Origin of the sequence: Leclercia sp. Marseille-Q4284 (assembly GCF_916618945.1) — a bacterium.
Taxonomy (GTDB): Bacteria; Pseudomonadota; Gammaproteobacteria; order Enterobacterales; family Enterobacteriaceae; genus Enterobacter; species Enterobacter tamurae.
The window spans coordinates 411760-436860 of record NZ_CAKAKG010000001.1; the positions used below are offsets into that span (position 1 = coordinate 411760).

At 57.8% G+C, this 25101-nt stretch carries 23 protein-coding genes; 5 read left to right on the forward strand and 18 right to left on the reverse strand.

Annotated elements, in window-relative coordinates; genetic code table 11:
- Window positions 1-17: 17 nt before the first annotated feature.
- The 5 genes from LG383_RS01995 to LG383_RS02015 all read right to left on the reverse strand — a co-directional run bounded on the left by LG383_RS01995 (window position 18) and on the right by LG383_RS02015 (window position 12027).
- Window positions 18-500 carry a hypothetical protein gene (locus LG383_RS01995; protein WP_225758229.1) on the reverse strand — a complete coding sequence of 161 codons (483 nt, stop codon included), beginning with the start codon at window positions 498-500 and terminating at the stop codon, window positions 18-20.
- Window positions 497-9193 carry a hemagglutinin repeat-containing protein gene (locus LG383_RS02000; RefSeq protein ID WP_225758230.1) on the reverse strand — a complete coding sequence of 2899 codons (8697 nt, stop codon included), beginning with the start codon at window positions 9191-9193 and terminating at the stop codon, window positions 497-499. Before LG383_RS02000 ends, LG383_RS01995 begins: the two co-directional genes overlap by 4 nt.
- The gene (locus tag LG383_RS02005; RefSeq protein ID WP_225758231.1) at window positions 9186-9734 is read right to left on the reverse strand and encodes a toxin-activating lysine-acyltransferase; all 549 of its coding nucleotides are present in this window, start codon (window positions 9732-9734) and stop codon (window positions 9186-9188) included. Before LG383_RS02005 ends, LG383_RS02000 begins: the two co-directional genes overlap by 8 nt.
- Window positions 9734-11413: a ShlB/FhaC/HecB family hemolysin secretion/activation protein gene (locus LG383_RS02010; protein WP_225758232.1), complete on the reverse strand. Its 1680-nt coding sequence runs from the start codon at window positions 11411-11413 to the stop codon at window positions 9734-9736. The genes LG383_RS02005 and LG383_RS02010 overlap by 1 nt, the downstream gene beginning before the upstream one ends.
- A gap of 221 nt (window positions 11414-11634) precedes the next feature.
- A complete protein-coding gene (locus LG383_RS02015; RefSeq protein ID WP_166183551.1) occupies window positions 11635-12027 on the reverse strand; it encodes a YdeI family stress tolerance OB fold protein in 393 nt (130 codons plus the stop codon).
- A gap of 142 nt (window positions 12028-12169) precedes the next feature.
- Between LG383_RS02015 and LG383_RS02020 the strand changes: the two genes are divergently transcribed.
- The 4 genes from LG383_RS02020 to LG383_RS02035 are packed head-to-tail and all read left to right on the forward strand — an operon-like array spanning window position 12170 to window position 14661.
- Window positions 12170-12682 carry a hypothetical protein gene (locus LG383_RS02020; protein WP_225758233.1) on the forward strand — a complete coding sequence of 171 codons (513 nt, stop codon included), beginning with the start codon at window positions 12170-12172 and terminating at the stop codon, window positions 12680-12682.
- A gap of 9 nt (window positions 12683-12691) precedes the next feature.
- Window positions 12692-13144 (forward strand): DUF421 domain-containing protein, encoded by a 453-nt coding sequence (locus tag LG383_RS02025; protein WP_106994946.1) that lies wholly within the window; start codon window positions 12692-12694, stop codon window positions 13142-13144.
- Entirely contained in the window at window positions 13141-13665 is a 525-nt protein-coding gene (locus LG383_RS02030; protein WP_106994947.1) for a 2-oxo-tetronate isomerase, read from the forward strand. The genes LG383_RS02025 and LG383_RS02030 overlap by 4 nt, the downstream gene beginning before the upstream one ends.
- 9 nt (window positions 13666-13674) lie before the next feature.
- Window positions 13675-14661 (forward strand): SDR family oxidoreductase, encoded by a 987-nt coding sequence (locus tag LG383_RS02035; RefSeq protein ID WP_225758234.1) that lies wholly within the window; start codon window positions 13675-13677, stop codon window positions 14659-14661.
- Window positions 14662-14800: 139 nt separating this feature from the next.
- Here the strand turns inward: LG383_RS02035 and cydB are convergent, their stop codons facing one another.
- The 6 genes from cydB to LG383_RS02065 form a co-directional block, all read right to left on the reverse strand.
- On the reverse strand, window positions 14801-15811 hold the full coding sequence (gene cydB / locus LG383_RS02040; RefSeq protein ID WP_106994949.1) for a cytochrome d ubiquinol oxidase subunit II: 1011 nt from the start codon (window positions 15809-15811) through the stop codon (window positions 14801-14803).
- On the reverse strand, window positions 15811-17214 hold the full coding sequence (locus LG383_RS02045; RefSeq protein WP_106994950.1) for a cytochrome ubiquinol oxidase subunit I: 1404 nt from the start codon (window positions 17212-17214) through the stop codon (window positions 15811-15813). The genes cydB and LG383_RS02045 overlap by 1 nt, the downstream gene beginning before the upstream one ends.
- Before the next feature lie 76 nt (window positions 17215-17290).
- On the reverse strand, window positions 17291-18163 hold the full coding sequence (locus LG383_RS02050; RefSeq protein WP_106994951.1) for a manganese catalase family protein: 873 nt from the start codon (window positions 18161-18163) through the stop codon (window positions 17291-17293).
- Between the two features lie 15 nt (window positions 18164-18178).
- Window positions 18179-18685, reverse strand: a complete 507-nt coding sequence (locus LG383_RS02055; protein ID WP_106994952.1) for a ferritin-like domain-containing protein — start codon at window positions 18683-18685, stop codon at window positions 18179-18181.
- Window positions 18686-18716: 31 nt separating this feature from the next.
- On the reverse strand, window positions 18717-19211 hold the full coding sequence (locus tag LG383_RS02060) for a ferritin-like domain-containing protein (protein WP_106994953.1): 495 nt from the start codon (window positions 19209-19211) through the stop codon (window positions 18717-18719).
- Between the two features lie 92 nt (window positions 19212-19303).
- Window positions 19304-19489 carry a general stress protein gene (locus LG383_RS02065; protein WP_032613375.1) on the reverse strand — a complete coding sequence of 62 codons (186 nt, stop codon included), beginning with the start codon at window positions 19487-19489 and terminating at the stop codon, window positions 19304-19306.
- Between the two features lie 586 nt (window positions 19490-20075).
- Between LG383_RS02065 and LG383_RS02070 the strand changes: the two genes are divergently transcribed.
- Complete coding sequence (locus LG383_RS02070; protein ID WP_225758235.1) at window positions 20076-20594, forward strand: hypothetical protein; 519 nt, start codon at window positions 20076-20078, stop codon at window positions 20592-20594.
- A 64-nt stretch (window positions 20595-20658) separates the two neighbouring features.
- Here the strand turns inward: LG383_RS02070 and LG383_RS02075 are convergent, their stop codons facing one another.
- From LG383_RS02075 to LG383_RS02105, 7 genes are all read right to left on the reverse strand, one after another.
- Window positions 20659-20832, reverse strand: a complete 174-nt coding sequence (locus LG383_RS02075; protein ID WP_181247307.1) for a hypothetical protein — start codon at window positions 20830-20832, stop codon at window positions 20659-20661.
- Window positions 20833-20912: 80 nt separating this feature from the next.
- Window positions 20913-21476, reverse strand: a complete 564-nt coding sequence (locus LG383_RS02080) for a hypothetical protein (protein ID WP_106994955.1) — start codon at window positions 21474-21476, stop codon at window positions 20913-20915.
- 61 nt (window positions 21477-21537) lie between these two features.
- A complete protein-coding gene (locus tag LG383_RS02085; RefSeq protein ID WP_106994956.1) occupies window positions 21538-21975 on the reverse strand; it encodes a hypothetical protein in 438 nt (145 codons plus the stop codon).
- 395 nt (window positions 21976-22370) lie between these two features.
- Window positions 22371-22715, reverse strand: coding sequence for a HigA family addiction module antitoxin (locus LG383_RS02090; RefSeq protein WP_166183529.1), 345 nt, complete (start codon window positions 22713-22715; stop codon window positions 22371-22373).
- 43 nt (window positions 22716-22758) lie between these two features.
- Window positions 22759-23082: a type II toxin-antitoxin system RelE/ParE family toxin gene (locus tag LG383_RS02095; protein ID WP_106994959.1), complete on the reverse strand. Its 324-nt coding sequence runs from the start codon at window positions 23080-23082 to the stop codon at window positions 22759-22761.
- 220 nt (window positions 23083-23302) lie between these two features.
- Window positions 23303-24196, reverse strand: coding sequence for a PhzF family phenazine biosynthesis protein (locus LG383_RS02100; RefSeq protein ID WP_225758236.1), 894 nt, complete (start codon window positions 24194-24196; stop codon window positions 23303-23305).
- A gap of 184 nt (window positions 24197-24380) precedes the next feature.
- Entirely contained in the window at window positions 24381-25067 is a 687-nt protein-coding gene (locus LG383_RS02105; protein WP_225758237.1) for an RluA family pseudouridine synthase, read from the reverse strand.
- Between the last annotated feature and the right edge of the window lie 34 nt (window positions 25068-25101).

The window sequence follows — 25101 nt, forward strand, 5'->3', positions numbered from 1 at the left end:
TCTTCCCCACAATAAAGTCAATTCCGCGTATCGGAAAGTGTTTTAACAAAGTCATTATAGGCTTCATGTAGATGATAAAAATAAGCATCGGGCTCATTCTTAACAACCTCGTATCGGGCTAACAATTTAGTGAATAGCCCTTCGGGAACGGGATAAGGTGCGGCTTCGTTTTTATCACAATAAAAATAAAAAAACGCCTTTTCAAGTTCCGGGATAGAAAGTCTTTCCGCCTGGCTATAAAGATACTGATACGCGAAACTCCATTCACTGGACAGTAGTAAGAAATCAAGTGCGGCTGATTTTAGTTCATCATTGACCCGGGACTGCTGCAAAAATCCCTGGCAATACTTTAGCGCAGTGGGTTGATCTTCCACGAGCAGCATGCCCAGATATTCCAGAGCATCATCATTCGGATCGTTAAATGAATTGGATTCGACATAGCCGTTTGATTGGTAGCGATCTAACCCTGCCCGTAGTTGGTTAACTGATTTATTTGTCATTTAAAGGCCCCTGTCGTCACCGTCGATAATCGTTTCGTTCCGTCTGGCAATATTGTCCAGGTTGCCGTAATTCTGACAGAATTATTCCTGCCCTGCATAACCACAGACGACGTTCTGTTTTCACGGGTGACCGTGTTCGCGGAGTCGAGCAATTTATCCATTATCAGGTGGTTATTCTTAGTGGTGTCCGCGATACCTGCGATGTCCAGTTCGCTTGCCATACCCCGGGATCGCTCAACATTATGAATGCTCTTTTCGAGGGCCGTCAATCGCTTCGCATTGGCCGGATCTTTGGCAAACTCCCGTTGGTTACTGCGTCGGGCGGCCTTAAGCGCATTGTATTCTTGCTGTAGTGCGTCGAGGTCACCTGCGGCTTTGCCGCGCAGGTAGAGTTCAATTTTATCAACGGGGATCGTCGCATCCCCCCTGACTGCGCTGGAGTGGAGTTTCCCGTTGATATCCGGCAAGTCTTTAATGTTCAGTTTGGCGTTTGAAAGCACTTTACCGGCAACTCTGGAGACCACTTTCTCCGTTACCGCAACGCCAAGTTTTGCCACTCCTGCCGTACCTGCCATTAATCCGACAATATCCGTAACCAGTTTTCCGCCTTCAACCCCGGCGTTGAACGACCCGCTTGCCCCTGCTTTCTGGTATTCATCCTCCATACGATTAATGCGATCGATATAGGACTGTTTAACCGCATCGGAGACGTTACCCAGCACATCGTCACTATTGAACAGTGATTTGAGTGCTTCATAGGTTTCAAGCGGACTGCTGGCTGTTTTGACAATGCCGTCGACGGTGTCATACAGGCCTGCAGGAACGCCTGCAATCATCCCGGCGGCAAAACTCCCGTCCTGCCCGAGATCGATAGCCGTCCATTTGGCAGACATTTGTGCCTTACACACGTAGGTTTTGCATTCGGCCAGCTCACGGTCGCGCTGCGCTTTTTGTTTGTCACTCAGGTAGTTATTCTCAACCGTCGTTTTACCCGCCTGCGCCCCCGCCACAGCTGAAGCTGAGCTGTCGCCCACCAGGCCGCCGGACAAGCCCGCCGCCAGCGTTGCCAGGGCAGAAACCGTCTGCTTCTGCGTTTCGTCCAGCTCATCGGCAGATTTGCCATACATCTCGGTGGCGATCATCCCCACCAGTTCGCCTGTGGCGGCACCGGCGGCACCCGCCAGTGCGTCCTGCCCCTGGGCGGCGGCCAGCGCGGCGTTGACCACCGCGTGGGCGGCAACTTTGCCCGCGTCGTTCAGGCCGCTGTAGTGACCAATCACCTCTGCCACGTACGGTGCGGCACCGCCCGCGAGGGCCGCGCTGAGATCGCTCCCCGCCAGCCCCTGAACCGCCGCCGTCGCCGCCTGAATTGCCTGCTGATACTGCCCACCGGTACCAAAGCCGGAGGCGCTGAGCGCGTCGTTATAGGCCGTCTGGTAGATCTGGCCGTTGATGTCGCTAAGGGTCGCGGTTTTGCCCGGGTTGGCTTTTTCCCACGCGGCTTTCGCCTCCTGCAGATCCTGCGCGTTGACGTTTTTCAGCTTCTCTTTCGCCGCGTTGGTGGCGCGGATGCTGCCCTCGGTGCGGGCAATATCCGCCACCTGATTGCCAATCTCGCCGATCAGCTGCGCCTGCTGGAGTCGCTCCTGCTCTTTCTCCTTATCGAAGATAGGGGAGAGCGTCTGGTTGGCGTGCTCCACGTCGCGGCTGAGCTGGTTGACATCCTGGACCTGCCGATCCTGATCGCGGACGATCAGCGTACCGTCCGATACCGCGGCGTGCGTGGTGCTGCTGTCATGCCCGTCGCGGTTTGCCCCCACCAGCAGGCCGTTGGCCATGTTGCCAGCAAACTGGCTGCCGATGCTGCCCCCGGTGCTCATCCCCACGCTCTGGTGTTCCACTTCGAAATCGGCGCGGTTTTCAATATCGCTGAAGCCGATGGTGCCGGTATCGAGACGGTTTTTATCGGCGGTCGCCGTCGAGCCAATCACCGCCCCGTTGAGCTGGGTATGCTCGCCCACGGTCACGTCGTAGCCGCCTTTGCCGGCGAAGATCCCGGTCTGCTCCACCACCGAGTCGTAGTTGCTGTGCATCTTGTCGCGGCTGAGGTTGACGCTGGCCGAGCCGGTCATGGAGCCAATGCTGAAGCTCCCGCCCGCGCTGGCGTTCTGCTGTTTCGAATCGTAGCGATCGCTGTCCTGCTCGGAGGTGAGGGTCAGGTTGCGGCCAATGTCCGCTTTCACCGTCTCGCCGCTCACCTGGGCCCCGGTCAGGGTGGCGTCACGTCCGGTCAGGATATTCACCTGGCGGCCCGCATCCACGGTGGTCTCGCTGTGGGTGGTGCCGTTGCCGCTCTCGTTGCCCTTGCCCCGGTTGACGCTGGCGGAGATGTTAAGGCCAAAGCCGCCGGAACCGACGCCGATCCCAACCCCGACGCTGCCGCCCTTGCTCTCGTTTTTGCCGTCCAGCAGCTGGGTGTTTTGCGCTGAGCGCAGGTAGAGATCGCGATTGGCGGCGAGAGTCAGGTCGTTACCCGCTCTGAGCTGGCTGCCTTCCACGGTCAGATCCCCGTCCGCGCTGCGCGCGCCGCTGCCGGTGGCGATCACGCTGAGATCGCGCCCGGCGTTAAGGGTACTGCCCTGGGCGGTGTTCTGCTCGCTGTACTGGGTCGATTTCGACGACTGGCTGCCGTAAGAGAGGCTAATGCCCACGGTATTGGTGTTAGAGGCATCCCCGCCCAGAGCCTGATCCATCCGTCCGGCCTGAGCGGCCTGCACCCCGGAGAGCGCGGCCTTCACGCCCTGCAGCGCCTGCAGGCGGCTGCTGCCGGAGGATTTGGCCTGCTGGGAGGCCTCGACGGCGCTGTTGAGCGCGCTGCCGACGGTGCCGGAGAGCGCCAGGGTCAGCCCGGAGGTTTTCTGCTCCACCTCGTGGGTCTGCTGGCTGCGGTTGTTCACCGCCGTGATGTCGACGTTTTTACCCGTCAGGGTCATATCCTGACCGGCCACCAGATCCGAGCCGCTCACCGTCAGGCGATCTCCCGCCCGCAGGGTCAGGTCGCCATCGACGCTGCCCACCGTGCTGCCCGCCTGGGTGGCGTCTGCGCCGGTGTCGGTGGTTTTGATGCTCTGGGTGCCGACGCTAAAGCCGATCCCGCCCGAGCTTAACAGCCCCGATTTTTTCTCCTGCTTCTGGTGCAGTTCGCTATTGCGCTCGCTCTGGGTCTCCACGGTCAGGTTGTTGCCTGCCAGCAGGGAGACATCCCCCGTACCCGCCACGTTGCTGCCGCGTACGGTGAGATCGTTTCCGGCGGTGAGGTTAACGGTATTGCCGTTCAGCTCGCTGCTCTGCACCGTCTGACGGTCAATCTGATCGCGGGTGGTGGTGGTGGTTTTCGACAGGAAGCCGTTACCGCCCACCACTTTATGCCGTTCGTCCAGATCCTGGGTGTTTTCGCCTGCCGTCAGGGTCAGGTTATTCCCGGCGCTGACGTTCAGCGCCTCGCCGGCGGAGAGGGCGGCGGCGCGGGCGTTGAGATCGTTACCGGCGGCAAGGGTGACGTCCCCTTTGCCGGTCACTTCGCTGCCAACGGTTTGGGTCTGGCCCTGCTTCAGGCTGTTGTCACCATCCCACACCAGGTTATCGCGGCTGGCGGTCTCCACCGTATTGAGGGTCATATCCCGCCCGGCCACCAGCTGCGCTTTGCCGTTCTCGCCGCTGGCGATCACCTGCGCCCCGGTCAGGGTGATATCCTGCCCGGACTGCAGCGCCAGCTTGCCGTCGTCGCCCTGCACGTAAATGCCGGAGACGCTGTTGATGGTGGTGCGGGCGAAGCTGTTCTCGCCGTTCACGCTGTCGGCGCTGAGGGTGGTGCTGGTGAGATTGATGTCGCGTCCGGCGCTGGCCAGCACGCTGCTGTCACCCACGATGGCACCGCCGATGTTGTTGATATCGGTGCGGGCGTTCAGATTAACGTCCGCACCCTGAATGGTGCCGGTCTGGTTGGTGATGTTGTCGGCGTCCAGTTGCAGGACTTTGTGCCCGGCAATCGTCCCGCGGTTAAACAGGTCGCCGTTAAGCTTGATGGAGACGTTGTTCCCGGCAATCAGCGCCCCGGAGCCGTCGATATCGCCCTGTTTCACTTTGGCGTAGACCTGCGGGACCAGCACGTTCTCGGTTGAGCCGTCCGGCATCTTCACCCGGGTGTTGACCAGCCAGACGATATCCCCGGTCAGGAGCGCCATCTGCTCTGGCGTCAGCGCCACACCGATCTTCAGATCGTACTGCTTGCCGAAGGTAATGCCGCGATCCATCAGCGCCTTGTACTGCTCTTCGTCGTTGTTGTAGCCGTCGAGATAGCGCTGGCCGGTAATGCCAATCACCTGCTCGCGGATCAGGCGCTGCTCGTAGTAGCCATCCCCCAGCCGTTTCTGGGTGTTGTCGCCATTGGCGGTAAAGGCGTCCTGCATATAGTCGCTGCCGAGCCACTGGCGCTCGTTGGTGAAACGCGGATCGGTCTCCACCAGGTACGGCACGTCTGACGACGGGTTCACCTTGAACAGGCTGTTGTCCGGCAGGGTGGTATTCGGCCCGATAATGCGGATCGCGCCGTCGGCCGGGGTCACTTCAAACTGCTGCCCGGCAGGCGGGGTCACCGGCTCGCCCGGGGAGACGGTCTGCTGCGGCGCGGGTTTCACCCCTGCGGCCTGCCCAATCGCCACGTCGGTTCCCTGCAACACCAGCGGAGTGATGCTGAGGTTACTCCCCTCGACGCTGCCGTTGCTGACCAGTTGGCCCGGTTTCAGGGCGATATCCTGAATGGTGGTTGGCGGGGTATACGCCGTGCGATCGCGCCCCTGCTCGTCGTCGCCTTTGTGGCGAATACGGTAGTAGTGGGTGACAGTGCCCTCATCATTGGTGTAACGCTTGCCGGGCACGTCCTCGTTCTGCACGCTGCCCATCTGGTCAATCGCCAGGGTGCCGCCTGCGATCACCTGGCTCTTGTCGTTAAACAGTTTGTCACCGGTCATCAGCAGGTTGCCACCCGCGAGGATCTTCGCCGGGTCGCTCTCTTTGATGCGGGTTTCGTCAATGGTACGGGTGTAGTCGTACTGGTTGAAATTGTCGTTGCCGTGGCCGGAACGCTCCGGGGTGTTGAGGTTTTTCAGGCCGTCGGAGGAGTTATCATCCACCCAGACGCCTTGCTCTGTCGAGCTCCAGCGGTTGGTTGACCCGGTGTGCTGATAGTCGGTGAGATCGTCCTGCGACACCCGCACCACTTCGGTGGAGAAGTGGTCGTTGATGTTATTGATCTGCCCGGCGGCAATCGCCATATCCCCGGCGGATTCAATGGTGGAGCTATGATTGTTAATGGTCCCGGCGCGACCGGTGACGCCGCCGCTGTCGTCCAGCGCCCCGCCAATGGTCATGCTGCCTGCGCTGTAGATCAGGCCATGGTCGGCGTTGTTCAGGGTCTGCACGCCGAGGTTCACGCGCTCGCGTCCGGCCAGCGTCGCCGCGGTGCCGTTTTCCGCAAGGTTGTTGAAGGTCTCCACATTTACCCCCACCGCATCGCCGTAGATCCGCCCGGTGCCGATGTTGGTCAGGGTGTTGGCGTTAATGCGGGTGACAATCCCGTCGATCAGGCCGGTATTGCGTACTGTCCCGCTGGCGGTCAGAGTGGTGCTACCGGCGTTGATTTCACCGCTGGCGAGGTTGGTCAGGTTGGCGCTCTGCACGTCGAGGGCGCTGCCCGCCATCAGCTGGCCGCTGTTGGTGAGGTCCCCGTCAGTCGTGAATGTCAGGTTGCCGTTAGCGATGGTGGTGCCGGTGTTGTTCACGCCGCTGGTGCTGTGGAGATCCATATCCCCCAGCGACAGCAGCTGACCGCTGGCATCGAGGGACGCCGCATCCACACTCAGCGCTTTACCCGCTTTCAGGGTGCCGCCCGCATTCATCAGGTTCAGCCCGTTACCGCTGAGCTCCAGCGTTTCGCCCGCAGCCAGCACCCCTGCGCTGTTGTTCAGCACGCCGCTGTTATCAATATCCAGCGTGTTATTTGCCAGGATGCTGCCGCGCTGGTTTTCCAGGCTGTCGGTATTCAGCGCCAGGCTCTGGCCTTCGAGGCCCTGGTTTTCCCCGAGGGTATCCTGGTTAGCAAAGTGCAGGGCAGTCAGGGTCACGCTTTTACCGCTGCGGATCAGCCCCGAGACGTTATCCACGGTGCCCCGGGCGCTGTCGAGGAGCAGATCGCCCACCGACTGGATCTGCCCGCCGCCGTTTTGCAGGTTAGTGGTGTGCAGGGCGGTTTCGGCCTCGCCAATGATGCGCCCGCCGCTGCGGTTATCAAGATCCGTGGCCGCCACATCCGCCGCGCCGCTGGCGGCCAGGGTGCCTGCCTGGTTATTAATGCGTTCTGCCGAGAAGTTCAGGGCACCCAGGCTGTTGAGGGTACCTGCGCTGTTATCGACCGCGCCGGAGGTGAGGTTAACCCCGTCGCCCTGCAGCACGCCGTTATTATTAATGAGCTGCGTGGTAGCCAGCGACAGGCTCTCTGTCGCCGCCAGCTGCCCGGCGGTATTGTTCAGCGTGTCGCCACTGAAGGTGAGGCTGTCCCCGGAGAAGGTGGTGCCGTGGCTGTTATCCAGCAGGCCGCCGCTCAGGGTCATGGCCCCGACCGATTTCAGCGCGCCGCCGTTATTGATGAGCGTGTCGAATCCGGCGGTCAACGTCCGGTTCGCGCCGATCTGGCCGTCACTGTTGTCGATGGCACCCGCGCTCAGATTAAAATCGCCGTCGCTCGCGAGGAAGCCGCTCTGGTTGTTCAGCGCGCCGCTCTCGAGGTTCAGGGAACCCTGAGAGAGCAGGGAGCCGGAACGGTTATCAAATTCATTCAGGGCCAGGGTTGCGCCGTCGGCGACAATCACCCCCTGCTGGTTGTCGAGGCGCCCGGCGTTGATGCGCTGGGTTTTCGCCGCCTCGATACGCCCTTTGGCGTTATTCACCGCCTGCTGGCTTTGGATCTCGCCGTCGCCCGCAGCCGCAGAGATCAGCCCCTGCTGGTTGTTGAGGGTTCCGGCGTCCAGTCGGGTGTTGCCCGCCACCGCCACGATCTGCCCTGCGGTGTTGTCGATGGCTGCCGCTTTAAGCTGCACGCCGTTGGCTGCGCCAATCTGCCCCTGACGGTTATCGAGCTTGCCCGGCAGATCCACCGCCAGCGCACTGCCGCCGCTGTGAACGATTTTACCTTGCTGGTTGCTGAGGTCGTGGGCGCTGAGGTTAATTGTCTCCGCGCTCAGCGCGCCCCCGGCGTTGTTGAGCATCTTACCGCTGCGGACGGTCAGTTCGCTGGCATTGACCCTGGCGCTGGCGGTGCTCACATCCCCCACGCCGCCGTCCAGCAGAACGCGTTTAGCCTGGGTCTGGCTGCCGCTGACGTCCACGCCCTGGCCGCGGGCGCTGAGGTTACCGCCCGCGAGGTTTTGACCGTGGGCGGTCAACTGGCCGCTGGTGCTGAGTTCCAGATCGCCCGCGTCGGCGAGCTTGCCGTCGCTTTTCACCCCGGCGGCCAGCACGCTGTTGGTGCTGCTGGTCAGGCTGGCGGCGTTCGCATGCACGTTATTGGCGGCGGTGATCACCCCGCTGTTGTTAAGTTCGCTGGCGGTTTGCAGGCTGGCAGCGTCGCCCGCGCGCACGGTGCCGCTGTTCTCGATGCGCCCGTCGGCAGAGATGGTTACGCTGCCTGCCTGGGCACCGATGGCCCCGGCGTTACGTACCCCGACGCCGGTCTCGGTGCCGACCATGCGGATCTTGCCTGCGTACATGCCGCCGAGGCTGGCCACGTCTACCGCCAGCTGCGGGCGGGTGGCAGGATCGTCGCTGCCTTTTTCGATCACCTCGTGGGCGGCATCCACCTTGTTGCGTCCGGTGGTGACCTTCAGATCGTTTGCCCACAGCCCGGCGTTAACCTTCACCGAGCGGGCGATGATGTCGGTGTAATCCGCGCCGGAGCTGTCCATCCCCGCGCCTTCAACCACCACCTCGCCGCGCTCGACGTTAAACCCGGTCAGCGCGCCATCTTTCATCTGCGGTTGGCCGGTGGTGAGGGTGGCGCGGTTGGCGTTGATAAAGCCGCAGCCGCTACAGGTGATGCCCGACGGGTTAGCGATCACCACCTGGGCTTTTTTACCTGCCACTTCGATCATGCCGTTCAGCTTGCTCGGGTCGCGGGAGCTCACCTCGTTGAGGATCACTTTGGCTTCGCCTTTCGCCAGCCACGGGTTGCCCGCCACCATGCCGCCCAAATTGGTCTGCACGTTGTTGTGCGAGTTGTTGAGGATCGCCCCTTTGTTGTCGACGTCGAACTGGGTGTAGTTGTTGCGTGACACCCCGGCCGCGGACGGGGTCTGGATATTGACCTGCGGCGTGCCGTTGGCGCTGTTGACCACCGTCGGCTGCTGGTTTTTTGGCGCACCGGCGTCTGCCACGATGGTGGCCTGCGCCGTCTGCACGGCCCCCATCGCCAGCCACAGGCTAAAGCTGATGGCGCTCACCTTGCCGATAAGCTGGCTATGGGTATGGCCGATGCCGGAAGAACGGGACGAACCGGCGCAGCGGGAGCGGGCGATATCCGCCACCACCATCAGCATGCCGCGCGCTTTGTTAAAGACAATTCGGTACAGGTTCTTATTCATGGTTCGTTCCTTTAAACGCTTCCGGCAGGCTTACTGCGAGCGGGTGATTCTGTTGCCACTCTCTGGCGTGTTGACGGCTGACGTGGCTGCCGTGGAACAGCATCACGCGCTTGCCACGCTCTGCGCCGCGGTGATACAGCGCGCGGCAGACGTGGTCGGGGAAGATATCGCGGCGCATCAGGTCGTACATCGCGGCGGTGTGGCCGAAGGGGGCGATCCAGTCGCAGAACCAGATCCGATTTCCGCTGTCCCAGTCCGCCTCTGGCATCTCAATGGACGGGCGGGTGAGGTAGCGGGCTTCCGCCTCCTCATTCAGCCAGGCCCAGCTGAGGAAAAAGACCGGGCGGTCGTTCTCGATAACCAGCACGTACTGACGGCGCTTAATGATCGGCAGCAGCAGGGTGGGCAGGGCGTGCAGGGGAGCATCCCGGTGCATCGGGGAGTGCATCCACAGCCAGACGGTGGCCCCCAGCACTTCGGCCTCGCTCTCTTCCCCGCCGAGGATCAGTGGGGCTTTAATCTCCAGATTTCCGACGCGCATCACCAGCTCCAGTTGAGGTTAAAGCCGAGCGTGAGATCGCTGGTTTCAAAGCCGTCCGGCTTCGAGAACGGCGTCCCGGCGAACAGGTCGTAGCCGGTGTTAAAGGCGTTGCCGCGCAGGCCCGCCACGCCGCCTGCCAGGTGTTTACCCACCTGCAGATCCGAACTGTAACCGCCCACTTCGCCGTAATCGGCACCCAGATAGAACTCCTGGTTCGGCAGCGGCGTGCGCCAGGCCAGATCGTTGCGCACGTACCAGCCGTGGCTGGCGCTCAGGGTGCGCTCGCCGTCAAAGCCGCGCACCGTCCAGCGGTTGCCGATGGCAAACTGATCCTGCGGCGTCAGCGGCGTATTGCTGATCTGGCGCAGGTACTGCACGTTGTAGCGGAAGTTCTGCGTGCCGATGGCAAATGGCAGATCGAGTCCGGCGCTGAGCTGGGTAATTTTGCTCAGGGCGGTGGCATCGCCCCAGTACTCCTCCGGTGCAGGCTGTGCGCCGAACCAGCGGGTGCCGCGCTGATAGCTGATGCCCGCATCCAGCGTCGCCTGGCCGATGTAGTGGCGATGATCCAGCCCGATGCGCCAGCCCGCGGTCTGCCGGCGCTGAACGCCCACTTCCGTATCGTCGATATAGTTGCGGGTCTCCCGCGCCAGCACGTCGTAAGAGAAGGTGGTCTTCTGCGAGCCGCTGCGGTGCAGCACGCGGCTGAGCTGAATGTCGAGGTTTTTGCTCTTACCGCTGTAGCGATAATCCTCGTTCAGCCCGGCAACGGTCTGGTGGTAGTCGTAGTCGCTGCCGGTGATGCCCAGCATCCAGTAGCCGAAGGGCACCGAGTAGTGGGCGGTATAGTTTTTGCTGCCTTTACCGCCCTTGTCATTCAGATCGTGGCTGGCCGAGACATACAGCAGATCGCTCAGGGAGAAGGGGTTATCCAGCGACAGAGTGACGCCGCCCTGGTAGCGCCCGGTGGTTTCGGTCCCGGCATCGTCCAGCGACAGGCCGATACGCCACATTTTGCTCTGCTTACGGGTTATCACCACGTCGCTCTCGCCAGGATTCTCTCCCGGCAGTAGCTCCATGTTGGCCTCGACCGTCGGCAGGCGCTGTAGGTTCTCCAGCCCCTGTTCAATATCGCGCAGATCCAGCAGGTTCCCCTCGTGAGCCGGGAAGGCGCTGTAGAGCTGGATGTAGTCGTCGCTCTCTTCAGTGAGCTTCACATGGCGGATGGTGCCCGGCACGATGGCCAGCTTCAGGGTGCCACTCTTCAGATCCTGCGACGGAGCCAGCACGCGGGTGGTGATCCAGCCGTGGTCGACGATGCGGTTCTGCATCGTGCTCATCAACAGGTTAATCCCTTTCCCGCCCAGACAGCGCCCCTGAGCCTGGTCTGCAATACGCTGGAGCGGCAGCCAGTGAGGCAGGGCCTCCTGACCGCTCAGCTCGACGCGGTTAATCGGGAAGCAGGGCTTTTCTGTTGGAAAAGCAATCTTGCCAAAGCCGGATGAGGGCTCGGACAGACGCACGTCCGGGACGGGCGGGGTTAATTGTTGCTCTAATGCTCGCTGGCGCTGCTGCTGAATAATAAATTGATTATCTGGCTCCGCCGCCTGGGCAGGAAACAGTAAAGACAGCCCGGTGGCTGTCGTTATTATTATGGCGATATTGTGTCGGGCGTTCATCGGCGAATCCGTGCTGTGTAAGCAAAAAAGAATACAATGTGAATTTGTGTAAAATTGTTTAAGTATTGCGAGGGGAAGGAAAGGGGGATTAATCCTAAAGCACAGAATTATCCGAGTTTTGGGCTCCTCAATTCTGGTAGGTTTGCGTCTTGAGAGAATATATCGGGGGTTTCACGTGGATGTCAGGAAATATCCACGCGAAACTTAAGTGAAATTGACGGTTATTTCTGGATGCGGTCGACACGCACCACAGGCGGGGTGGATTTCTTGTCCAGACTGCCGTTAATGCTGATCATATTATCGGGCTGTACGGTGCGGCCATCAAATACGGCCTGGGGAATAATGGTATCAATGGTGCCGGTTTTATCGCGGAATTTAAATTTATCCCCACCGGAGCCATCAATTAAATTACCCCGCAGGGAGATCGTAGCCCCGTCGTGCATCTCTTTAGCCTGCTCCACGGTCATGATTCTGGCATCTTCCGCGCCACGATAACCATCATCCAGCGCATGTGGCGCCGGAGGGGCAGTATCTTCCTTCAGTCCACCATTATCTTCGGCATACGCCGCCGGGATTAAAAGACAACACAATAAGGGTGCGACAGTTAATTTCATACGGCCTCCTTGGTTTAACTGGCTTGACAGATTAAGCCTGGTTGCTATTTTTTATTTTGCAAACAGGAACAGTCTTAATCAAATTTATCTATAAAAATCATCTGGCTGCATAATATTAATAAGCGAGACGGTGAGGTGATATATGGCGAATGCAAAAGAAAAATCCCCTTCTTTGCCCGGCGTGAAACAAAACCATGCCGCCCTGCAGTTTGAATACAACGCTCACCGCTTCGGTTTTGTACTGTTATTGCTGATTATTGCCGCTGCGCTGTTAGGGCTTTTTTCGGGCGGTTATTTTAGCGACGCGACAAAAACCAACGCCGCCAACAGCGTGCAGGTGGAATATCAGCGTTTTGGCCGACTGCTCTCTCCCGTGGAGTTGAAAATTACCTCGCCGGGTCAGGGTGAGACTCCGCTGACGCTGCGCATTGGCGGAGAATATATGGCGCGAACGCAAACCGATAATATCTGGCCGCAGCCCGATGAAATGCGCAGCGAGGGCGGGGAGCTGGTGCTGGTTTATCAGGCGGCAAAAGCGCGTCAGGATTTTACCGTCTGGCTCTACAGCACCCCGGAACAGCCGGGTAAAACCGTCACTACCGTCACAGTAAATAATCAGCCGGGGCTCTCTTTCTGGCAATTTATCTATCCTTAAGGGTCCCACATGGAAATGATACTCAGGGCAGTGGCGATTTATCTGATTTTACTGGTGGTGTTTAAAATAGCCGGAAGGCGGGCGCTGCTGCAGATGACCAGCTTTGATTTGATCCTGTTATTAATTATCAGTGAGGCCACCCAGCAGGCGCTGCTGGGTGAGGATTTTTCGGTTACCGGTGCCATGTTAACCATTATTACGCTGGTGGTGATTGATATGCTTTTCGGCGTGGCAAAAAAATATATCTCCGGCGCGGAATCGATGCTCGATGGTTCCCCGGTTATTCTGGTGGTACACGGTGAATTACAGAACGAAAAATTAAAAAAAGTAGATGTCTCCTGCGACGATATATTGGTATCGGCCCGACAAAATCACGGCATATACCAGCTGGAGAAAATTAAATACGCCATCCTTGAACGTAACGGGCATATTTCGATTATTCCCGAAGAGAGTGAATCATGAAAGAAAATATCTGGAACCAGGCCAAAACCACCAAGGAACTCACCAGCCAGGTGTCGACGGTGTTAACTGATTTAGGCTGGCTGCTCACCACGGCGGAGTCCTGCACCGGTGGCAATGTGGCCTCTGCGCTCTGCGCCGAAAAGGATACTGCCTCGTTCTTTGGCACCGGCGTGGTGACCTTCAACAATGAAGCCAAGCACAAGGTGCTGGGGGTGAGTAATGCCACCCTTGAAAAATACACTGCCGTGAGTAGCCAGACGGTAGGGGAGATGGCCGAGGGGGCGCTGAAGCTGGCCGATGCGGATGTCAGCATCGCCATCAGCGGCTACGCCGGGCCGGACGGCGGCGAGGATGGCACCCCGGCGGGTACCGTCTGGTTTGGCTGGTGCTTCCGCGGCGAGGTAACTACCGCCGTGCAGCACTTCACCGGCGAGTGTGAAGATGTGATTGAGAAAGCGGTTCGCTACGCGCTTTCTGAACTGTTGCGGCAGATCCCGCACTGGAAAAAGCAGTTGCACTAAGGAGAGGCTATGAGTGTGGTGGTGATTACCGGCGCTACGGCTGGGGTAGGGAAAGCCACGGCGCTGCGTTTTGCAGCGGCGGGCTACGATGTGGGGCTGATTGCCCGGGATAACCACAGTCTGGAAGCCACGCGGGCGGAGGTGGCGAACTACGGCGTCAACTGCCATGCGGTGAGCGTGGACGTGGTGGATGCCGGGGCGCTGAGCCAGGCGGCCCGGACGCTGGTCGATCGGCTGGGCGCTATCGACGTATGGATAAACAACGCCATGTGCACCACCCTGGCGCCATTTTACAGCATGACCGACGATGAATTTCGTCGGTTGACGGAGGTGACCTATCTGGGCTGCGTCAACGGCACGCGGGCCGCTATGGAGCATATGATACCGCGCGACAGCGGGGTGATTATTCAGGTCGGTTCCGCGCTGGCCTACCGCTCGATTCCACTGCAGTCGGCCTACTGCGGCGCCAAGGCGGCGATCCGTGGTTTTACCGACGCGCTGCGAACCGAGCTGATGCATGAGCGCAGCGGCGTGCATCTGGCGATGGTACAGATGCCGGGTCTCAACACGCCGCAGTTTGACTGGGCGCGGAATAAGTTCGCCTACAGTATGCGTCCGGTGGCACCGGTGTTTCAGCCGGAGGTCGCCGCCGAGGCGATCTACGGCGTGGCGCAGAAGCCGGTGCGCGAGCTATGGGTAGGGCGCAGCACCATCGGGGCGATTGTCGGCCAGTTCCTGTTCCCCGGTTTTCTCGACCGGATGATGGTGAAAAAGGCCTGGGAAGGGCAGATGGAGGAGGCGCTCAATCCACCCGATCGGCGGGATAACCTGACCAACCCGGTCGGCGGCGAGCACCGGGTGCACGGCCATTTTACCCCGGAGGCCAAATCCCGCGCCGCGGCGATCACCTCCGGCGTACCGGGCAAAGCCCTGCTGGGCACCGCCGCGCTGGCCGGACTGCTGTTAATTGGAAAGTGTCTCACCCGGCGGAAATAGCATGTAGGCCGGGTAAGCGTCAGCGCCACCCGGCTTTTTATTACGCACCGTGCCCGATGCGGCAACGCCCGGCGGGCCGTGCATGCTGTAGGTTTTGTAGGCCGGGTAAGGCGTAGCCGCCACCCGGCGATAATGCGGCTTAGTGGTAACCCTCGGTATCCCTGACCTTGCCGCGAAACACGTAGTAGCTCCATGCGGTATAAACCAGAATCAACGGGATGATCAGCAGCGTGCCTACCAGCATAAACAGCTGGCTGGACGGCGGGGCGGCCGCGTCCCAGATGGTAATACGGGGCGGGATAATGTTGGGCCACAGGCTGATGCCCAGCCCGCTAAAGCCGAGGAAAATCAGCCCGAGCGTCAGCAGGAAAGGCCGGGCGTGGCTGTGCGGGTTGCGTGTGAGCCGCCAGATCCATACCCCGAATACCGCCACCAGTACCGGCACCGGCATGAAGTAAAAGAAGTTCGGCAGCGAGAACCAGCGATCCGCCACATACTGCCAGCCAAAGGGCGTCCAGACGCTCACCACTGCCACCACCACCAGCAGCGCCAGCAGCACATGGCGGGTCAGCTCCCGCATATGACGCTGCAACGCCCCTTCGCTTTTCATGATCAGCCAGGTCGTGCCCAGCAGGGTATAGGCCACCATCAGCCCCAGCCCGCAGAAGAGATTGAACGGGGTCAGCCAGTCGAGGGCGGAACCGGCAAAGCGGCGGCCCTCGACGTCGAAACCGTTAATCATCGCCCCGACCACAATCCCCTGGCTGAAGGTCGCCAGCAGTGAACCGCCCGCGAAGGAGTAGTCCCAGAATTTGCGGTGCGACGGCGTGGCCTTAAAGCGAAACTCAAAGGCCACACCGCGGAAGATCAAACCGATCAGCATGGCGGTAAGCGGGATCGTCAGGGCGTCGATGATCACCGCATAGGCCAGCGGGAAGGCGCCAAACAGCCCCGCGCCCCCAAGCACCAGCCAGGTTTCGTTTCCGTCCCAGACCGGGGCGACGCTGTTGACCATCACGTCACGCGCCTGCGGGTCACGCTCAAAACAGAAGAGCATGCCGATACCCAAATCGAAACCATCCATGATGATGTACATCAGGGTGGCGAAGACGATGATAGCAAACCAGATAACTGAGATATCGACGCCCATTATGGTTTCTCCTCTTCCGGTACCGGTTCCGCCGCTGAGAGCGGACGCGCAGGTCTGCCGTCAGTATTCACCGAGAGATTGTCGGTAGGCTGCGGTCCCTTCTTAATCAATCGCACCAGATAGACAAACCCCACGCCAAACACCGAGCAGTAGACAACGATAAACGCCAGCAGGCTGATGCTCATCTGCAGGGTGCTGTGCAACGACACCGCGTCAATGGTGCGCAGATAGCCATACACCACCCACGGCTGACGCCCCACTTCGGTAGTGATCCAGCCCGCGAGGATCGCCACCACGCCGGCAGGCCCCATGCTCAGGGCAAACCAGTGGAACGGACGGGAGTGATACAGCCGGTGGCGGTGACGCAGCCACAGACTCACCACGCCCATCAGGATCATCAGCATCCCGAGGCCGACCATCACGCGGAATGACCAGAAGACGATCAGCGAGTTGGGGCGCTCATCTTTCGGGAAGTCTTTCAGGGCCGGAACCTGCTTATCCAGGCTGTGGGTGAGGATCAGGCTGCCAAGCGCCGGGATCTCCAGCCCATATTTAGTGCGTTCCTCTTCCATATCCGGGATGCCGAACAGCAGCAGCGGCGTAGCTTCACCCGGTGGATTTTCCCAGTGGCCTTCAATGGCGGCAATTTTTGCCGGTTGATGTTCGAGGGTGTTCAGGCCATGCATATCCCCGACAAAGGCCTGAATCGGCGCAACCAACAGCGCCATCCACAGCGCCATTGAGAACATCTTGCGCACCGCTGGCCTGTCGTTCCCGCGCAGCAGATGCCAGGCTCCCGAGGCACCCACAAACAGGGCGCTACTGAGGAATGCGGCGATGGACATATGGATCAGGCGGTAGGGGAAGGAGGGGTTAAAGATGATGGCGAACCAGTCCTCGGGGATCACCTGGCCGTTCTCGATGCTGAAGCCCTGCGGGGTGTGCATCCAGCTGTTGGAGGCGAGGATCCAGAAGGTGGACATCAGGGTGCCCAGCGCCACCATGCAGGTGGCAAAGAAGTGCAGGCCGGGCCCGACCTTGTTCCAGCCAAACAGCATTACGCCGAGGAATCCCGCTTCGAGGAAGAATGCGGTTAACACCTCATAGGTGAGCAGCGGGCCGGTGATGCTCCCGGCAAACTGGGAAAAGCCGCTCCAGTTGGTACCGAACTGGTAGGCCATGACCAGGCCGGAGACCACGCCCATCCCGAAGTTAACCGCGAAGATTTTTAACCAGAAGTGATACAGCGAGCGCCAGACGTCATTTTTGGTCTTCAGCCACATGCCCTCAAGCACCACCAGATAGCTGGCGAGGCCGATGGTTAAGGCCGGGAAGATAATGTGAAACGACACTGTGAAGGCGAACTGAAGCCTGGCGAGATGGAACGCATCGAGTTCGAACATCGTACTCTACCCCTGTCAGCGAAATGCCCCGCAAGGAACGGGGCATTGTGGTACAGCATTTTTCTTCGGCGCGGGGTTACGGTTTTTTCTTACCGGCCCCCAGCTCAGCGCCAGTTAGCGGATTGGCTTTCGGATCCGACTCGGAGCGTTTCGCCATCGCTTTCAACAGAGCGGCCTGCTCTTTCGAAAGCGTGACCTGAGCACTACCGTCCCCACCGTCAACGGCAGGTTGCGGATCGGCAACGTACTCGAAGTTTTCGTCGCTGTTCCAGCTGCCGCGAAGATCATCACCTGCAGACATATTGTAGTAGGTGGTGGCGTATTGTTCGATTGGCGGCAATTTCCCCGGTGGGAAATTATTGCGAATCGACTGCAGCGCCTTCTCAAACGAGAGCTGGTGCGCGGCTTCACGGGTCATCAGGAACGCGAGGGCATCTTTCACCCCAGGATCGTCGGTAACGTTGATCAGGCGTTCATAAATGATCTTGGCACGTGCTTCTGCCGCGATGTTCGAGCGCAGGTCGGCTGTGGCCTCACCAATGGTGTCAATATAGGCCGCAGTCCAGGGTACGCCCGCGGAGTTGGTCAGCGGTGGCCCACCCCCGTACAGCAGGGAGGTGATGTGGCTGTCGTTACCGTTTTGCGTCAGGGAGCGGTAAAGTTCCGCTTCGCTTTCGGTGCCTTCTGCCAGTTCGCCTTTGGCACCTTTATTCAGCATACCCACCATTGTGCCGATGATTTCAAGGTGGCTCAGCTCTTCGGTGGCGATATCCATCAGCATCTCTCTGCGACCTGGATCGTCATCGCCCAGCCCCTGCGTAAAGTAGCGGCAGGCAGCGGCCAATTCACCCTGAGGGCCGCCAAATTGTTCGAGCAGCAGGTTCGCGAGGCCAGGATTCGGCTCGGCAACGCGAACGGTGTACTGCAGCTGTTTTACGTGTCTAAACATAGGCTCACTCCTGGGTTATTTTTTCGCTTCCACGCCGTCAGCATCTGAACGCAGGAGGAATTGTTCCGTGGTATCCGGAATGTGCTGGATGAGCCAGTCGGCCATGCGTTGTTCTTCCGCGAGGATAGATTCGATAGCAGGTACTGACGCCACGTCCCCGGCTTTTTTCGCCGCGGCCAGCAGAGAGGTGTAGCAGGCAATTTCAAACTGTTCGAAAACGTAGCCGCTAATAGAACCTTTCACGATCTCATCCGACGCGGCCATACCGCCCATAGACTGGCCGAACGCCATCATTTTGCTCATGGAGTCTTTCAGCATCGAACGGGAAATATCGTTACGATCAAGGATCTCTTCCAGCAGAGTAATCTGGTGTTTTGTTTCAGTTATATGTTGCTCGATGCGAGCGCGTACATCAGGATAATTATCGATGCGGCTGGCCATAGATTCGAGCATAGATTCAGCTTGCTTTTCCATGGCGTGAGCATCGCGTAGCCAGTCATGGTAATGTTCTACGTGATTCATATTTTCTTCCTCGGGTTCGGTTAATTCCGGCTTACTTTTCTGCTTTCTGATTAATATTACCGACGGCCAGATCGGTGAGTTTAAGATCGGTGGATTTCTCTTCTTCCAGCGTCTCGGCTAATAGTTTTACCGCCTGGGTATAGCCTAATTGCTCTGCCAGCGTGGCGAGCGTGCCATAGCTGGCAATTTCATAGTGTTCGACTTTCTGCGCTGCGGCGATCAATGCTGCATCACGCACTTCGTTTTTCTCTGTGCTTTCAAGGACTTCATTGGCTTCTTCAATTAAGCCTTCCATTGCAACGCATTTCATTCTTTTCAGTTTAATATTCGGCGTTTTCTCCACGATCTGATCGATACGTTCAATCTGGCCGTGGGTCTCTTCCAGGTGCGCTTTAAACGCAGCGCTCAGATCCGGGCTGGAGGCTTCGCGGGACAATTTAGCCAGGGCACGGGTCAGCTGTTTTTCTGCACTGTAGGTGTCAGAAAGCAGGTGAATAAACACATCTTCTATGCTTTTCATATTCATACGCTTTTCTCCAGTGACATAAAAATTCTGCGAGCCCGCGGACCCGCAGATTACCGATTAAATTGAATAACAGGCTTTAATAATGAGATGAATTAAGAGTTGTCAGACTTACGTCCGCCACCATGGCTATGCTGACCGCCCTTTTTACCTGCTTCAGAAGCACGCTGCGGATCGTTTTTGAAATTACCGCCGCTTTGCTGTCCACCTTTTTTCCCTGCTTCAGAGGCTTTTTCACGATCCTGCGAGAAATTACCTGAACCACCACGTTGCTCTGCCATATTATGTTTCCTCATATACATCGTTTATGTCAGTAAGATACGTTTTCATTCGTATCCGTTGTCGTTCAGAATTAAATTTAGCCAGTAATTTTGAAGAGTCAAACCAGATTTTTCGTATAATTTCCTGCCCTGGTGCTGAGTTGTATGAATATATCGGTTCGCTTGTTTTCGAAATATTCTTCTACAAGGTTATGTTATCAAACGACCTTCCGGGGTCAGGGCTTTGTGCGCTTTCCTGTGTCTCGCTGAAGCGTGCGGAACCAGACGTGGCGGGGCTCTTTACTAAAGTTTACAAATGGCGTAAGCGATGCATAGCGCATAAAAAATTAAAATACGTGGGATTAGTCTTAATTGATTTCTTATATTATTCGCAGCGCTAAGGAATGACTAAAAAATAATCTAGCGAAGCGGTTGAGTATATTATGCATGGATTACAATGATTCATCGAAAATTCTACTTCGAAAAGGGTAAGCGAAGGGCCGGATTAAAAACCCTGATAAAGTATGATGGTGGATCTGCGGCCATCGGCAATACTGAGCCGGAGCGGTGACGCGGTGTCATCCTGCTAGCTGCAACGGTGAGCCATATGATTGATTTCATTTCGGGTATCCTGATCCACACTCCCTTCTGGGTCTATCTCATCCTGCTGTTTCTGATAAACCGGGGCCTCAAGGCGCGCAAGCCCGCGACCGTGGCGCTGGAAAAGCTGGCCATCATCCCGGCCATTTTTCTGCTCTGGGACATCTACGATCTGTTGGTTTTCCGCACGCTGACGCTGGCGACCGGCTCCCTGTGGCTGGTGGGATTGCTCAGCGGTGCGGCGATGGGCTACATCCTGAGCAAACGCACGGTCGTCACGCGCGCCGCCGCCCCGCGCAGCATCTATCGTGATGCGGACTATTCGGCTCTGCCTTTTATGATGCTGGCCTTTGCGGTGAAGTACGTATTGGGCGTGATGAGCGCCATCGCACCCGACGTGCTGCAGCGGCCAGGGGTGAGTGCGTTCGCCATCATCACCGGCGGGCTGTTCGCCGGGGTGTTTGTCGGCAAGTTTGTGCGCTATGTGCGGGTGTATCTGGCGGCGGAAATGCGGGAGGTGGGGTGAGGGAAATCCCCTCTCCCTGGAGGAAGAGGGCTGGGATGAACGTGCCGCGTAGTGGGATACTCCGTTAGCCGACGTTAACGAGTTCAGCTTTCTTTGTTGGCCCAACGAGGTCCATCTTTTTTTCCCGCTGGCCCACTTGTGCAAGTTTGTTGCCGTCAATAGTTGTCCAGAAGTCTGCGGCGCGTTTGGCAGCAGCAGTCGCTTTAACAGAATCGATTTTTTTGTTTTGCTTGATCATAACGTCTCCAGGTTGGTTTTTAACCATTTCATCAGAGTTTACAGCGGTCGCGTTTGCCTGACAAACAGTCGATTTTTATCTCAGTGGATACCCATCACTTTGCGTCGAATCGTTGTCTGAATATCAGCTACTGCAGAGGACATTTTGTTGGGGGCGTAAAACACTTGTGAGAATCCATACGATCGATAGCGTGGTTTCATGTCCTCCAGGGGGTCATGTATCACCACATCATCAAGTTCCATCATGCTGCAAAATGTTGTCGAATAGATCAGGGCAATAATAAAGACGTTACCTGTAAGCGCACTCTTTTTGTGAGCTATCAGATTTTCCAGCATGCAAATGGCGAACTCCTCCCTGCGAGCATCATATTTGCAAATTATTGCTGCATGCAGAACAGCAGAATCATATCCCTTCGTACTTTTTAGGCTTATATCTAAGATACCGTTATCGTTGGCATTTCCACGATAATGCTCTATTGCCCAGCGCCAGTTAAGCACCGCGTTATCGTTCTCATTCCAAAGGTAAGTTTTGTCTTCCTCGCTTAACGAACCTACGATGATGCTATCCCAACCGAAGCTCTGAATGATTTTTTGAGTAGTATGAAGGCAGTGTTCATGTATTTCCTGGAGCGATAAATTGCTCATGTCATCAGCCATCCTTAGCTGTCATCTTCCCCTCACGCTATTGTGAGGGGAAACATTCACATTAGTTAATCCACTCCACTCCCGCATCGGTTGCCAGCCAGCGCGGCGCCTTCAGGCGCTCGGCAAAATAGCTGGTTAACTCTGCCAGCAGATCGCTCATGGTGCAGGCGGTATCCGGTGCCAGCGTATTGCTGATTAACAGCCGGGCGATCGCTTCACAATAACCGCACAGCGCATCGGATTCCGGTGCGAACTCCGGCTGATGCAGGGGCAGGGAATCAACGGTGAGATATGCCTCAAGATCCCGGGGAATGGGCTCATGCAGCGTCGGTTTCAGCAGTGCCAGGCAGGCAGCGAGGCGGCCGCACAGGGCGATTTTCATTGTCGGATCCTCTTCGCACAGCATCGCTTCGCAGAAGCGTTCGCAGTTATCGGCCAGTTCGGTGAAATCGGTGTTGTGGTCGAAGGGGGCGGTAATGAGCGGGTTGATAGTAGCCATATTTATGTTCCATTAAGTGGTTTATTTACCGCCACCCGGAAATGCCAATTTCGCGGGTGGCAGAACTGAACGGAGTTGGCATTACCGGCCTTAATGGATACCGGCGCGTCTAACGACGCCCCCGTCCAGCCCACCATAGAAGTGTTGCCAGACGCGCGGTGCGTTACAGCCCCGCGTCACCATTAAGTTTAACCGGGATGCCAATCCCGACGCCAGATGTTGCTGACGTACCGACACCCTACGCCGCAAATAGCCACTATTAAAGCAGGGAAATAAGGCGGTTTTCATTCTTGCGAGGCGTCTTCAGAAACGAATGTGAATCTGGAGCGCTGTTACATAATTTGGGCGTAAAAAAGCCCACCAGAAGGGTGGGCGAGAGGCGTATTGTCGTAGCATTACGCCACAGACGATTGCGCTTTCCTCTTAGCCAGCATCTCCGCCGCAGTAATGATCTGCTGATGTTCCGCCTGCATGCGCTCGTCGTGCTGAATTTCCCAGATATCCACGTTCAGCTGCAAGTTCAGCCAAAATTCAATGGTGGTATCAAAAGCCCGGGCTAGCCGCACGGCCATGTCCGTGGTCAGTTTTCGGTTGTTATTGACCAGCGCGCTGACGCTGTTTCTGTGCACGTTAAGCATCTCTGCCAGATCGGCAATTTTTAAATGCAGCGGTTCAAGAAACTCGTTAAGCAGAATATCGCCGGGTGTGGTCGGTTTACGGGTGCTGTTTGTGAATGCCATTTTATGACCTGCCTTGTTTAGCGGGTGTCCCCATCTACATCACTCATCGGTGAGCATTGTAGGTATGAGGATCAAGATAAATCCCTTTCGCCTTACCGCCTGACCAGATGAAAATCAGTCGGTATTGCCTGTTCACGCGTATCGAATAACAACCCAGAAGCGGCGAGCTCAACGCTTCAAGCTTGTTGCCGGGTGGGCTACGCAGATCCCGATACGAGGTCGCTGCGTTGATGATGTCGAGTTTTCGCATCAGAGCTGACGCTATCTCTGCCGGGATTCTTCCATGCGGACGTCCATATAGAAAAAACTCCTCAAGCCAGGTATCGCGAAAGTCAGAGATGCTCCTTAACGTAAGTGGTGTGGTCATTCTCCATCCTGGTGAACGTAGGTCAGTCTAATGCACTCATGCACTGTGCGCAAGTGCGTTTGTTTACATGGTCCGTAATGGCAAATTAACCTGGAGTTTTAGCGTGTGGAAGCGTAGCGCTGGGGAGAATGTAAGGTCTGCGAGGCGTCTTCAGAAAAGGGGATGTGCGTAGGCCGGGTAAGGCGTAGCCGCCACCCGGCAATGTTCCAGCGATGCAACCTCACAGCGTAAACGCCCCTTCCATGGTAATGACACAGCTGCCACCCACCCGGACAACGGACTTTCCTGACGAGGCGTCATACCCCGAATAAAGCGTACTGGCTCGTCCCATATCAACGCCCTGGCTAACCTGCAGGGAGAGCGTGGTTTTATCCCGATGCAGCGCCAGCAGAGCGGTCACCGCGGCGGTGGCGCTGCCGGTGGCCGGATCTTCCGTCATGCGCGGCGTCAACATCCGCGCCTGCAGGTCGCCTGGCTCACCGGCATCTTTATCGAGGGTATAGGCATAAACAGAGACCGCGCCATCCAGCGGCAGCACCGCGCGAAAGCCCTGCAAGTTCGGCACGCAGCGGCGCAGCGCATCCCGGGAGACGAGTTCCACCACCAGGAACGGCAGGCCAACCGAGGCGACAAGCGGGTTATGCACCGCGGTGCGAATATCTTCTGCAGTCAGCGACAGGCAGGCGGCAACCTTTTCCGGGCTCACTTCAGAGCGACAGGATAAGGCTTCCGGCGTCACAAGCTCCGCGCCAGTCACCGTGCCGTTGTCTTTTAACAGCCTGACGGGAACCAGACCCGCAATCTCCTCAAACAGCAGCGTCTCAGGCAGAGGCGTGTCATTCATCGCCGCATAGGTTGCCAGCACGTAAGCGGTGCCGACGTTGGGATGGCCCGCGAACGGGATCTCACGTGAAGGGGTAAAAATTCGTACCCGCGCGGTATGGGCAGCATCGCCCGGCGGAAGCACAAAGGTCGTTTCACTGTAGCCAAACTCAACGGCAATCCGCTGCATCTGCTCGGTGCTTAGATCCTCTGCATCTAAAACCACGGCGACAGGATTGCCCAGAAAGGGGGTATCAGTAAAAACATCAGCCACAACATACCGTCTTTTCATTTACTGTCCTGAATGAAGTGATTAAAAGCAATGCATGGAAGGTACTTCCTTAGCGTGCAAATTAACACAGGCACTCATGGGAAAATGAAAAACGTCACCGAACGATCGACGCAGGTTTTACTGGCGTGGCGATCTCCATGCTAAACGAGGTTTAAAAATTCCTTTGAGTTCAGGTGATTCCTGTTCAGAACGGGCTGGCATGGCGGGCGACGATCGGCTCTCCGCTAATGGGATGAGCAAAATGCAGCTCGCTGGCGTGCAGCATCAGCCGTGGCGTCCGCTCGGTGCCGGGCGGCAGGAGCCCGCCATACAGATCGCAGCCCAGAATCGGATGGCCCAACTGCTGGCAGTGGATACGCAGCTGGTGGGTGCGCCCGGTCTCCGGGATGAGTTCAACCCGCGTCACCGGCACTTCTCCCTGGTGATAAAAACGCTCCACCACCCGATAGCGGGAGCGGGCTGGTTTGCCGTTTATGGCGCAAATCGACATCAGCGGGAACAGCGCCGGATCTTTGGCAATCGGCGCATCAATCACCCCTTCGTCATCGGCCAGATGACCGCAGAGCAGGGCGGTATAGATCTTGGTCACGCTGCGCTGGCTGAACTGCTGGCAGAGGGCAGCATTGATCGCCTTGTTGCGGGCAATCACCATCAGCCCGGAGGTGCCGAAATCAAGGCGATGCACCAGCGTGCAGCCGGGGAAAGTTTGCACCAGCCGGTGATGCACAGAATCGAGATTTTGCGGATTTTTCCCCGACAGGCTGAGCAGCCCGCTGGGTTTATTGATCAGCACCAGATGATCGTCCTGCCACAGCGTCTCTATCGGAGTGTGGCACGGCGGGGCAATAAAAGTATCGATAATGGCAGACATCAGGCTGACCGGAGGATAAAAGAGGCGGGGATGA